Here is a 12,322-nt window from a genome sequence, read left to right as displayed (position 1 = left end):
CGAGGTCACGCACTTAAAGCGTGCGGGCGGTGAGGTACGGTAGCGCAACAGAAAACAGAACAGGTCAGTTGCGCCATGAACCTTGTCAAGATTGCCCCACACGAACTGAAAATCGGAACGCCTCTTCCATTCGCGGTTTATTCCGCAAGCGGCAAGTTGCTTCTCACTCGAGGCTATTGCGTGCGATCGGAAGGCCAGCGCGACAAGCTTCTCACGGCGGGCGGCTTTCGCGATGAAGACGCGTCGGCAGAACGCGATGATGCGACCTCCGCGCCGTCTAATCTGCTCATCTCGACTGCAAAGCACGAGGCGTCGGCAGCGGAAAGCGCCAATCCCCTTGCCAGCATCGCAGGCACATTGCCCAAGGTGATCGACGCGATGCAGTTGTCCCTTGTCGGGCAGACGCACGCACCGTTGCAGACGGAATACGTCGGCTCGATTGCTGGACAGGCGCTTTTGCTGACTTGCACGACCGGGCACGACTTGCTTCAACCGGGCGCGGAAATCGACTGCAAGGCGCTTCGCGGACGAAAGGTTTATATGTTCCGCAGCACCGTCATCGGGCGGAGCGAGACACCGGTAAGCCTTGTGTATCTTGCTCAACCCGACACCGTGCGCACGCATATCGTCCGAAAGCACGTGCGGGTCTCGACGGAACTGGCGGGAAGACTCATTCGAAACGACTGCATCGCGGCGGGGTTCGACGTGACCGTCGTCAACGTGAGTCTTGGCGGCGTTGCATTGAGCGCCGGCGATGCCGTTGTCAACGTGGGCGAGCACTTCAAGCTCGCGTTGCGTCTGCGCGCCGACGGCAAGCTGCATGCGGTCGTGTTGAACTGTATCGCTCGCAGTCTCAGGCATGTCGACGGCGCCGTGCTGGTCGGTGTCGAATTCAGCAATCGCACTGCGGACATAACGGCTTTGCTAAGGGCGCATTTGTTCGAAATGGCAACGGGCAGCGGGGCTGATTAAATCGTTTCGGTGCTTGGCGGGAATCGCGCGTCGTCAACATGCAATAGGCGCCTGCAGGTCCGGGCGCTGCATTAGCCGGGTTTGAACCGACTGGCGAGACGTCCGGGTTCGACTGCTGTCATCACGCGTCCACATCTCTCACCACAGACGGCGAGTTCCATCACGAAGTAGTTCTGCAGGACGAAGCCAGAGTCTCGGCTTCGAGCGAACGCTGGATAAATGCGCTTCGACATACTTCACTTCCTAGTGGGCGCGGCCCATTCAATAGCCGACATCCGAGTGAATCGGCTGCAACTAACTGTCTGCCGCTACAACCCACTTAAATACCGCGCGCTTGAATTGTTTAGCGATTCAAGCCTGCACTAAATTGGCTTCTTAGCCCGTAAGGAAATCGTCAAGTCAGCTTGATTTCTTAAGCGGCGCTACAATCCCGAAGCCTTGCAATGCACCGCCGCCGGTGCCATCGCGTCAAGCGGCGGTCGAAGCAATAACGAATCGACTCCGCAACGCATGTCGCCGCCAGGCCGTTGGCTGCCGCCCCACGCAGCCATCCATTTGCGCTACCGCTTACACCAACGCACAAGCCCGGAGCCGCTCATGACCACGCTTTCCATCAATGGCCAGTCGCATTCCGTCGATGCGCCGCCCGATATGCCGCTGCTTTGGGTGCTTCGCGATATCGTCGGCCTGACCGGCACCAAATTCGGCTGCGGTATCGCGCAATGCGGCGCTTGCACCGTGCATCTCGATGGCGTCGCCGTGCGCTCTTGCGTACTGCCGATCGCGGCTATCGGTGATCGCAAAGTGACAACGATCGAAGCTGTCGGCGCGACGCCCGCTGGAAAGAAAGTGCAAGATGCATGGAATCAGCTCGACGTCGTGCAGTGCGGTTATTGCCAGTCGGGACAGGTGATGTCGGCGGCTGCATTGATCGCGACGGTCCCGAATCCAAGCGATGCGGACATCGACGCGGCAATGGCCGGAAATATCTGCCGCTGCGGAACGTATAACCGCATTCGTGCGGCGATCAAGCAAGCAGCCAAGGAGGCGTGAGATGTCGCGAGGATTACTCGAAGCGGGACGTCATCGGGCTTCCAAAGGTTTTTCACGCCGCGCATTCCTGAAGTTCGGACTGACGGCGAGCGTCACGGCGAGCGGCGGATTTCTTATCGGCTTCAGCGTGCCGGCCGCGAGTCAGGATCAGGACAAAGGAAAGTCGGTGATCGGCGGCGATGGCATCGAGTCGCCGCAAGACGGTGTGTTCGCGCCGAATGCGTTCGTGCAGATCGACAAGAATGGCAAGGTCGTGCTGATCATGCCGAAAGTGGAAATGGGGCAGGGCGTCTATACCGCATTGCCGATGTTGATCGCGGAAGAACTCGAGGTGCCGCTCGACAGCGTCACGATCGACCACGCGCCGCCCAATGAGAAGTTATTCATGGACCCGCTGTTGGGCGGGCAATTAACGGGCGGTTCCACGTCGGTTCGCTATGCGTGGGAGCCGATGCGCAAGGCGGGCGCCGCGGCGCGCATGATGCTCGTTGCGGCAGCCGCACAGCAGTGGCAATGCGATGCATCGGCGTGTCGCGCGGAGAATGGGAAGGTCGTTCATGCAGCGGATGGCCGCAGTGCCGGTTATGGAGAGCTCGCGCAAGCGGCAGCGGCTATGCCGGTGCCCAAGGATATCAAGCTGAAAGACCCTAAAGACTTTCGCATCGTCGGTACACCGGTCAGGCGCCTCGATTCACCGGAGAAATCTAATGGCACAGCGGTCTTCGGCCTCGATGTGCGCTTGCCCGGGATGGTGTACGCGGTCATCGTGAATTGCCCGGTATTCGGCGGCACGCTCGCTTCCGTCGACGACACGCACGCCAGGAAAATTCCAGGCGTGCGTCAGATCGTCAAGTTCGATAACGGCGTAGCGGTCGTCGGCGATCACACCTGGGCCGCGAAGCGCGGGGCCGCAGCCCTTGCGATTCAATGGAACGAAGGCGCGGGTGCGAACGTATCGACTCGAATGCTCTTCGATGAGATGGCGAAGGCATCGGAAAAAACGGGCGCAGTCGCGCGCAAGGACGGCGATGTAGGCAAGGGCTTCGCCAATGCAAAGACGCGGGTCGATGCGGTGTATCAACAGCCGCTCCTCGCTCACGCGACGATGGAGCCTGTCAATTGCACGGTGCACGTGCGTCCGGACGGATGCGACATCTGGATCGGCACGCAAGTGCCCACGCGAATTCAGGGGGCCGGCGTTCTGGCAACCGGATTGCCGCCCGAAAAGGTCTTTGTGCATAACCATCTCTTAGGCGGTGGCTTCGGCAGACGGCTCGAATTCGATATGGCCACGCAAGCGCTCAAGATCGGCAAGCAACTCGGCGTGCCTGTGAAGGTGACGTACTCGCGCGAAGAAGACATTCAGCACGACATGTATCGTCCGTGCTACTACGACAAACTCTCTGCGGCGCTCGACGCAAACGGCAAGCCGATAGCGTGGACGCATCGCATCGTGGGATCGTCGGTGCTCTCGCGATTCGCGCCGCCTGCCGTGAAGAACGGGCTCGATCCGGATGCGATCGAAGTCGCGGCCGACCTCCCGTACGACCTTCCCAATCAGGTGGTCGACTATGTGCGTCAGGAACCGCGCCATGTGCCGACCGCGTTCTGGCGCGGTGTCGGGCCTACGCGAGGGACTTTCGTCGTCGAGAGTTTCATCGACGAACTCGCCGCGCAAGTGAAGGTCGATCCGGTTCAATACCGGCGCGATCTGCTAAACAAGACGCCCCGTGCGCGCAACGTGCTGGATGTCGCGACGCAAGCTGCAGGCTGGGGCAAGCAATCCATGCCACAAGGACAGGGACGCGGCGTGTCGGTGATGCACGCGTTCGGCAGTTACTTCGCGATGGTCGCGGACGTGACCGTCGACAAGGAGGGCGGCGTGCGAGTGAATCGCGTCGTCTGCGCGGTGGACTGCGGCATGGTGGTGAATCCGAATACCGTGGAGGCGCAGGTGCAGGGCGGCATCATCTTCGGCATCACGGGTGCGCTCTACGGCGAAATCACCATTAAGAATGGCCGCGTCGAGCAGAGCAACTTCACCGATTACCGCATGCTGCGCATCGATGAAACACCGCCTATCGAAGTGCATATCGTCAAAAGCACAGAGGCGCCGGGCGGTATTGGCGAGCCGGGTACGGCCGCGCTTGCGCCTGCCATCACGAATGCGATTCATGCGGCAACCGGCAAGCGGCTAAGGCAATTACCCGTCGGCAATCAATTGCGCAGCGCCTGAGGAGGCCAGTCATGAAAAACAAGTCTCTCAAGGTTGCGATGGCCGTAGCGACCGTCGCGCTGGCATCGGCTCCCCTGTTTGCGCGCGCCGATGCCGCCAGCGATGCGCTCGTTTCGCGTGGCGCTTATCTCGCGAAGGCCGGCGACTGTATCGCTTGCCATACCGCCCCGCGCGGCAAGCCAATGGCAGGCGGCTTGCCGATGATGACGCCGCTCGGCGCAATCTACACCACGAACATCACGCCGGATGCGGATACGGGCATCGGCCGCTATAGCCAGGAGGACTTCTCGCGTGCCGTGCGCGAAGGCGTCGCGAAGGATGGCCACAATCTTTATCCCGCAATGCCATACCCGTCGTACGCAAAGATCAGCGACGAGGACATGCAGGCGCTTTACGCCTATTTCATGCGTGGGGTATCGCCTGTCAAGCAGGCGAATCGTGAGCCCGGCATGAAATGGCCGCTCAACATGCGCTGGCCGCTCAAGATATGGAACGTGTTCTTTCTCGACAAAGGCGTCTATAAGGAAAAGGCCGGCAAGGACGTCGCGTGGAATCGCGGCGCTTATCTGACGCAAGGACTTGGACACTGTGGCGCGTGTCATACGCCGCGTGGCGTTGCATTCCAGGAAAAGGCACTCGATGAAAGCGGCGGCGCCTATCTGACCGGCGGCGTGCTGGATAACTGGTTCGGCTCGAATCTGACTGGCGATCACAACACGGGGCTCGGCCGCTGGTCCGAGCAGGAAGTCGCGACCTTCCTGAAGACGGGCGCGAACGCTCATGCAACGGCTTTCGGCTCGATGACGAGCGTCATCAACAACAGCACGCAAGCGCTCAGCGACAACGACATCGCGGCAATGGCGCGCTACCTGAAATCGCTGCCCGCAGCTGGCGGCAATGGCAATCCGCCTTATTCGTACGATCCCAAGGCAACCAAGGTGTCATTGGCACGGCCTGCGCCCAACGATTCCGGCGCACGCGTCTACGCGGCCTTCTGCATGCACTGTCATGGCATCGACGGCCGTGGCTTTGCACCGATGCTCGCGCCGCTTGCCGGCAACCCTAATCTGCTGGAAAAAGACGCGTCGTCACTCATCAACGTGACGCTCAACGGCACCGAGGATCTCGTGATCCAGGGCGTACCCGCGCCTTACCCGATGCCGCGCTATGCGCCGGTACTGAATGATCAGCAGATAGCGGACGTCGTGACGTTCATTCGCGGCGCATGGAACAACAACATGCCGGCGGTGAAGGTAGAGGACGTGGCGAAGATGCGGAAGTCGACGGAAGCGGCGCGCTGACGCGTGCCGCTTTTTTCCGGTCCGACGGCGTTCAAGAAGAAAAATCGATGACGTCGAGGTGGATCGAATTCGACGGATGCGCCAGAAATTTCCGGTGCACGCGGGCGCTGATGCGCTCGTAGCCATCACTTAGCGCTTTGAGCAGGCGCTCGTCGCTAGCCCCGGCGGGCGCCCAGAAACACTGCTCCAATGCCTTGCGCGTGATATTGCATTGAATCTCCCGTTCCCGCGTAAAGGTGACAAAGCTGACCGAAGCGCGGTCCGCCGAAATGGTGGCATTGATGGAGATCTTGGTTGTCATGATTCGACAGATATATCCGGTTCGCTTCATTTTATTTTGTCAGAATTCGGCGATTTTGCGCATCCTTCTTGCCGCGTCCAACGTGCGAAAGCAGGCACAAGTTGAACGTTTGCGAGCCCGCCCGTTAAAAAACGATCGTTCGTTATTCGGCTCGATGTTGAACGCCGTTGGCTTGAACTCGACAAAACACGGGCAAGAAAAACGAAACGAGACTTGCTCAGGTGTACTACTCTAGGAACCGACAACCGAAGCCGATCAGCAGGAGGAAGCATGAAGCATCCATCGCTGATGGACCCGTGGAGCCGTACTTTCGCCATGCTCGACGACGGTTCGCGCCGCCATGCTCAATGCAGCGACATGCGTGGCAGGCGCAGTGACGCTCGCGAGGCGCGGTCGGTGAGTATCCGGCTGCTGGAGCGTCTGAGTGAGTCGACGCTCGCGCTATCGTGGCACGACCCGACGTCTTTCAATTACTCGGAACAGGTCTGGGCGCTCTGCACCGCACGCAAGCGGGGCGTATGCGCGCTGAGCGGTCAGACTATCCGGCGCGGGCAGCCGGTCTATCGGCCACGACGGGTAGGCAGTTCGGTTCCGCTCAATAGCGGAGCGATGATCCTCGCGTTTGCGCTTGCGCCGTGCGAGCAGGAATCGCATGAGGAGTCCGACTAATGCTCATCGACAGCGGTCGCTTTGACGAATCGGATGGGCGCACTAAGCGCGCCATATGCCGTTCGGGTAAAGCGTTGTCATATCGAGTCGGAGCGTGCGGATTCTAAACGTAATCTTTTGCGCGATTACGTGTGCCAAACGCACGTCGCTCTAAGATGCCCCGTGGCAGACACGCGCGCATGATTCGATAACCAGGCATTCGCCTGGTTCATGGTGGCATTCCCAAGCGCTGCCCGTTAGAGACCACGGAACGTTGGGGAACAGAATGGCGACACTGAGTGAGTTGGAAACGCAGATCAGAAAGCTGCAGCGCCGCGCGGATACATTGCGTGAGAAGAGATCGCGGGAAATCATCGCGACTATTCAGTCGTTGATGCAGCAATACGGGCTGACAATAGCGGATCTCACCGCCGATGTCGAAGCGGGTGCTGTCAAGCGCGGTCGTCCGCTGGGCTCGAAGAACCGGGCAAAGCCGCAAGGTAGCCCGGTCGGCTCCAGGTTGCCGCCGAAATACCGCGATCCATTATCGGGCGCGACGTGGAGCGGTCATGCACGTCCGCCATCGTGGATCAAGAACGCAGCGGACCGCAGTGTGTTCCTCATCGACAAGCCGAATAGCAAAAGTGTCGCCAAGAAGGCTGACATGAAAGTGAGACGGTCATTCGAGTAATGGACTGCGCACGCTCGAATAACCACTCACGCGATCATAGGCGAGTCCCATCTGCAGCACTGCGAGGTCCATCTGTGCCGGTCCGATGATCTGCAGCCCGGCCGGCAAACCATTCGCGCCAAAGCCGGCCGGGGCGCATAGCGCCGGCAATGAAGCCATCGTCGCTGGAATTACCGCTTCCATCCAGCGATGATAACTATCCATAGCCCGGTCGGCGATCTTGTCGGGCCAATGGAGCGTTGCGTCGAACGGAAAGACTTGCGTCGCTGGCATGACGAGAAAATCATGGCGATTGAAGAGCGCGTTCAGTGTCTGATACCACGCGGACCTGTCGCGTGCGGCCCGCGATACGTCTTCGCCCGACAAACTCAAGCCCCGTTCGATTTCCCACACCGCTTCTGGCTTGAGCTTGGCCCGCTTGGCGTCATCGCGGTATAGCGGCGCATGACTTCCCGCGAAAGTAAAGCTCCGCAAGTCCAGCCACGCTTGCCATAAGCGCGCGAGATCGAAAGCCAATGTAATCGGCTCGACGATACAGCCTGCCGCTTCAAAATGCTTCAGCGCCGACGCACAGGTATCGAGCAAGCCGGCTTCCATCGGCAAATGGCCGTTCAGATCGCCGAGCCATGCAACGCGCGCGCCTCGCATATCGCGTTCTAGCGAGCGCGTGAAGTCGGCGGGCGCATCGCTTCTGCGCGAGAGTGGCGCGCGTGCGTCGAAGCCCGCTTGCCTCGAAAGCAATAAGCCGAGGTCTTCGACCGTGCGGGCAATCGGACCGACGACGCTGAACTGCTGAAAGAAGACATCGTCGGCTGGCGCATAGGGCACGCATCCTGGCGACGTGCGAAATCCGAATACGTTGTTGAACGCGGCGGGTGTGCGAAGCGAGCCCATCATGTCCGATCCATCGGCGAAGGGCAGCATGCGCAATGCGACGGCAACTGCCGCGCCTCCGCTGCTGCCGCCTGCTGAGCGCGAAGGATCGAATGCGTTGCGCGTGGTGCCATAGACCGGGTTATACGTATGCCCGCCCAAGCCGAATTCAGGCGAATTGGTACGCCCGACAAAAACCACGCCCCCGCGACGCATGCGCTCGTGAACGACGGCGTCCGCCTGACTGATCTCGCCCGCATAGATTGGCGATCCCTTGGTCGTCACCATGCCGGCAACGGGCAAGATGTCCTTGGGCGCTTGAGGGAAGCCGTGCAAAGGTCCGCGACTTTCTCCGCCCGAGAGTTGCTCGTCGCATTGTCGAGCTTTCGCGATGAGCGCATCGCGGTCCTGCATGGCGACGATCGCATTGACTTGCGGATTGAACCGATCGATCTGAGCAAGATAAGCCTGCATCACTTCGACGCACGATACGTCGCGCGTGTGAATCGCTTTCGATAGGGCGACCGCATCGAGTGACACGATATCGTTCATGGCCTTAGCGCTTTGCCGCGCCGAGTTGTGCATCAGGAGTCTGTCACGCTTCCGACGACGGCTTCTCGAAGGTAACACCAAGCTCGTTCGCCATGCGTTCCACCATACTGCGCAACTGTGCGACTTCATGCACGAGGCGCTTCTGTTCAGCTTTGAGCGCCTCGAATTCAGAGGGCGCGTAGGGCTCCGCAGCCGTCGATTCGCGCACGGGCGCATCGCTCACACTCGCTGCGCCGCAAAGAAGATGCATCCAGCGGCTTTCGCGTTCTCCGGGCGTACGCGGCAGCTTGACGACGCGGGGCGGATCGTTCGTCGCGAGTTCATCGAGAAAACTCTCCACCGACGATATATCCGCAAACCCATGCAGCCGTGCGCTGTTAGCGCGCAATTCGGCGGCCGTTTGCGGACCCCGCAGAAAGAGTGTCGCAAGCAACGCGATCGATTGACTCGGCAAGCCAAGCACGCGATTGATGTTGTGCTCGAAACGCGGCACGCGACTGCTACTGCCTTCGATCACGAGAGAGAGTCGCTTGAGCCCGTCGATGGTGGCGAGAACTTCGTCCTCGCTGACAGTCATCACCGGCGAGCGTGCTGTTTTTTGATTGCATCCCGCGGTCAGGGAGTTCAGCGACAGCGGATAAGTATCCGGCACGGTCTGCTGCTTCTCGACGAGCACGCCAAGCACGCGTGCTTCGAGCGGAGTCAGTTCCCGCAGGGCGGGGCGGGGTGCGGCTTCGGAAGGTGTATTCATCGTATTCGAGGGTAATGCGCTCAAGGTGCCTATCATACCGATGTGGCGACGCCTCAGATCGCCTGTGCACCGTCATGCGGCATACCCAGGGACTCGTTCGTGTGCAAACGGCCGGGCTGCCGCGCTCTTTCGGTGCAATACCGGCGCTTGCGATCAGCATTGTGTGAATTAAATACGCTGCCTGACGTGGCATCGATGTTGCTCTATCTGCTTTGGCACTGGGCTGCCCGCGCGAGCGATGCAAACTACGTATGCATCGCGCATGGAGGTCGCCTAAAGAAAGGACGCATGCAGCGTCGTCGGGCGCTTCGATTCATTGCGAGTGCAACCAGAATGACTAAACCAGAGGGATTGCGGTCCCCGGCCCGCACTTGATATGGAAGTTCGTCCATGACGCAAGCATTCTTCAACGAGATGTTCGAACGCAATGATCTGGAAGCCCGCGGAGTGCCGCCCTCGGCGTTCCGGGGTGTCGGCGACCCCCGGACGCATTACCGGGAGTTCATGGATTGGCTGAGCGCGCAAAGCGAGCAGCAGATCGACCTCAAGCGCGCGGAGGCAGACCTTAACTTTCGCCGCGTCGGCATTACGTTCGCCGTCTATGGAACGAGCGATCTACCGGGCATCATTCCCGAGCGGACCATTCCATTCGACGTGATTCCGCGCATCTTTCCTGCAGACGAATGGCGGGCGCTGGAGCGTGGTCTGAGGCAGCGCGTCAATGCGTTGAATCGTTTCATTCACGACATCTATCACGATCAGGACATCGTCCGCGCGGGCATTATTCCCGAAGCGCAGGTCGTCGGTAATGCACAATACCGGCCGCAGATGCGCGGCGTCGACGTGGCTCGCGACATCTATGCACATATCGCGGGCATCGATATCGTGCGGGCGGGGCAAGGCGAGTTCTACGTGCTCGAAGACAACCTGCGCGTGCCGTCCGGCGTGTCGTACATGCTCGAAAACCGCAAGATGATGATGCGGCTCTTTCCCGACCTCTTTGCGCGCAATCGCGTCGCACCCGTCGCGCATTATCCGGACTTGCTGCTCGACACCTTGCGCGCGGCCGCGCCGGCCGGTGTGGACAACCCGAACGTCGTCGTGATGACGCCCGGCATGTACAACTCCGCTTACTTCGAACACGCCTTTCTGGCGCAGCAGATGGGAGTGGAACTGGTCGAAGGACAAGACCTGTTCGTCGACGGCGGTCACGTCTACATGCGTACGACGCAAGGGCCGCAGCGAGTCGACGTCATTTATCGCCGCGTCGACGACGACTTTCTCGACCCGCTCGTATTTCGCGCGGACTCGGCCTTAGGAGTCGCGGGACTCATTTCCGCGTATCGGGCGGGCAAGGTGTCGCTTTGCAATGCAGTAGGCACGGGCATCGCTGATGACAAGTCGATCTACCCGTACGTGCCGGACATGGTGCGCTTCTATCTTGGCGAAGAGCCGATACTGAACAACGTGCCTACGTGGATGTGCCGCAAGCCCGATGATCTCAAGTACGTGCTCGCGCATTTGCCGGAGTTGGTCGTCAAGGAGACGCACGGCGCGGGCGGCTATGGAATGCTCGTCGGGCCTGCATCGACGGCCGCGCAAATCGCAGAATTCCGCGCAGTGCTCGAGGCGAATCCGGAGAAATATATCGCCCAGCCGACGCTTGCGCTTTCGACTTGCCCGACTTACGTCGAGACAGGCATCGCGCCGCGGCATATCGACTTACGACCGTTCGTATTGTCAGGCACGGAAGTACGCATGGTCCCCGGCGGACTGACGCGCGTCGCGTTGCGCGAGGGGTCGCTCGTAGTGAATTCTTCGCAAGGGGGTGGCACTAAAGACACGTGGGTGCTGGAACGCTAAGAACGCTAGCGCGCTAAAGGCGCATAGACCATCAAGACACAAAGCGAGTAAACCCATGCTTAGCCGCACCGCGGATCATCTGTTCTGGATGGCGCGTTATACCGAGCGCGCAGAAAACACCGCGCGCATGCTCGACGCAAATTACCAGCTCTCGCTCTTGCCGCAATCGGACGAATACGCGGAGCTAGGCTGGCGCGCGATGCTCTCTATTTCCGAGTTGAGCGGCAGCTATTCGGCGGTGCATCGCGGCATGAAAAGCCGCGAGGTCATCGACTTCATGGCGCGCGACATGACGAATCCCTCGTCGATCCTCAGTTGCCTGCGCGCCGCACGCGAGAACGCACGCGCGGTTCGCAGCGCGACCAACAGCGAGCTATGGGAAACGCTCAATACGACATGGCTCGACTGCCAGCGCCTGCTTGCGGACGGGATTCTCGATCGCGAGCCTTATACGTTCTTCGAATGGGTGAAGTTCCGGTCGCATTTGTCGCGCGGCGTTCAGCTCGGCACGCTCGTCAAGGACGATGCGTTCTATTTCATGCGGCTCGGCACGTTCATCGAACGCGCGGACAACACGGCGCGCATTCTCGACGTCAAGTTCGAAATGATGGAACAACGCGCCGATACGTCCGCGCAGCCCTTCGACTATCACCACTGGACAGCGGTGCTGGGTTCGGTCTCCGGCTTCGAGGTGTATCGCAGGGTGTATCGCGATGTCATCACACCCGAGCGCGTCGCTGGCTTGCTGATTCTTTATCGTGACTGGCCGCGCTCGATGGCCGCGAGCATCGCGGAAGTGGAGCAACTCGTCGGCCAAGTGACTAAGGGGCGTAGTTCGGACGCCGCTCGCTTAGCCGCGCAATTGAGCGCCGAGCTCAAGAACGGCGATATCGGCGCGATCCTGCAAGGCGATCTGCATGCCTATCTGGTGCATTTCCTTGCGCGAGTGAATGAACTCGCAAGCCGGATCAGCCGCGAGTTTCTCTTGCCTATTGCGCCGGAAATTCCCGAGACATCGGAAACGTCCGGGGCTTCGCAGACACAAACCCAGTCGCAGTCGCAAAGCGCGCCGAGTTGAACG

At 60.2% G+C, this 12,322-nt stretch carries 11 protein-coding genes; 8 read left to right on the top strand and 3 right to left on the bottom strand.

Annotated features, from left to right (window positions below):
* The first annotated feature begins 180 nt into the window (after nt 1–180).
* From P9220_RS22800 to P9220_RS22785, 4 genes are all read left to right on the top strand, one after another.
* Nucleotides 181–972: a PilZ domain-containing protein gene (locus tag P9220_RS22800; protein ID WP_309767908.1), complete on the top strand. Its 792-nt coding sequence runs from the start codon at nt 181–183 to the stop codon at nt 970–972.
* A gap of 597 nt (nt 973–1,569) precedes the next feature.
* Entirely contained in the window at nt 1,570–2,025 is a 456-nt protein-coding gene (locus P9220_RS22795) for a 2Fe-2S iron-sulfur cluster-binding protein (RefSeq protein WP_309767906.1), read from the top strand.
* A 1-nt stretch (nt 2,026) separates the two neighbouring features.
* Nucleotides 2,027–4,261, top strand: coding sequence for a xanthine dehydrogenase family protein molybdopterin-binding subunit (locus tag P9220_RS22790; RefSeq protein ID WP_309767904.1), 2,235 nt, complete (start codon nt 2,027–2,029; stop codon nt 4,259–4,261).
* Between the two features lie 11 nt (nt 4,262–4,272).
* Nucleotides 4,273–5,562 (top strand): cytochrome c, encoded by a 1,290-nt coding sequence (locus tag P9220_RS22785; RefSeq protein ID WP_309767903.1) that lies wholly within the window; start codon nt 4,273–4,275, stop codon nt 5,560–5,562.
* A 31-nt stretch (nt 5,563–5,593) separates the two neighbouring features.
* On the opposite strand, the gene P9220_RS22780 is transcribed toward P9220_RS22785, so the two are convergent.
* On the bottom strand, nt 5,594–5,863 hold the full coding sequence (locus tag P9220_RS22780) for a DUF1488 family protein (protein ID WP_309767900.1): 270 nt from the start codon (nt 5,861–5,863) through the stop codon (nt 5,594–5,596).
* A gap of 270 nt (nt 5,864–6,133) precedes the next feature.
* Here P9220_RS22780 and P9220_RS22775 point away from each other — a divergent pair, with 270 nt between their 5' ends.
* Together P9220_RS22775 and P9220_RS22770 are read left to right on the top strand one after the other, a co-directional pair.
* The gene (locus P9220_RS22775; protein WP_309767898.1) at nt 6,134–6,532 is read left to right on the top strand and encodes a DUF3331 domain-containing protein; all 399 of its coding nucleotides are present in this window, start codon (nt 6,134–6,136) and stop codon (nt 6,530–6,532) included.
* A gap of 265 nt (nt 6,533–6,797) precedes the next feature.
* Nucleotides 6,798–7,202: an H-NS histone family protein gene (locus tag P9220_RS22770; protein WP_309767897.1), complete on the top strand. Its 405-nt coding sequence runs from the start codon at nt 6,798–6,800 to the stop codon at nt 7,200–7,202.
* Here the strand turns inward: P9220_RS22770 and P9220_RS22765 are convergent.
* Both P9220_RS22765 and P9220_RS22760 read right to left on the bottom strand, forming a co-directional pair.
* Entirely contained in the window at nt 7,191–8,627 is a 1,437-nt protein-coding gene (locus P9220_RS22765; RefSeq protein WP_309767895.1) for an amidase, read from the bottom strand. The two genes, P9220_RS22770 and P9220_RS22765, sit on opposite strands and share 12 nt — an antisense overlap.
* 43 nt (nt 8,628–8,670) lie before the next feature.
* A complete protein-coding gene (locus P9220_RS22760) occupies nt 8,671–9,378 on the bottom strand; it encodes a YceH family protein (RefSeq protein WP_309767893.1) in 708 nt (235 codons plus the stop codon).
* Between the two features lie 390 nt (nt 9,379–9,768).
* On the opposite strand from P9220_RS22760, the gene P9220_RS22755 reads away from it, so the two are divergent.
* Together P9220_RS22755 and P9220_RS22750 are read left to right on the top strand one after the other, a co-directional pair.
* The gene (locus tag P9220_RS22755; RefSeq protein ID WP_309767891.1) at nt 9,769–11,241 is read left to right on the top strand and encodes a circularly permuted type 2 ATP-grasp protein; all 1,473 of its coding nucleotides are present in this window, start codon (nt 9,769–9,771) and stop codon (nt 11,239–11,241) included.
* A 55-nt stretch (nt 11,242–11,296) separates the two neighbouring features.
* Nucleotides 11,297–12,319: an alpha-E domain-containing protein gene (locus P9220_RS22750; protein WP_309767889.1), complete on the top strand. Its 1,023-nt coding sequence runs from the start codon at nt 11,297–11,299 to the stop codon at nt 12,317–12,319.
* Nucleotides 12,320–12,322 lie beyond the last annotated feature (3 nt).

Origin of the sequence: Caballeronia sp. LZ016 (assembly GCF_031450805.1) — a bacterium.
GTDB lineage: Bacteria > Pseudomonadota > Gammaproteobacteria > Burkholderiales > Burkholderiaceae > Caballeronia.
Note: the sequence above shows the minus strand (reverse complement) of the source record. Positions and strands in the feature narration are given on the sequence as shown.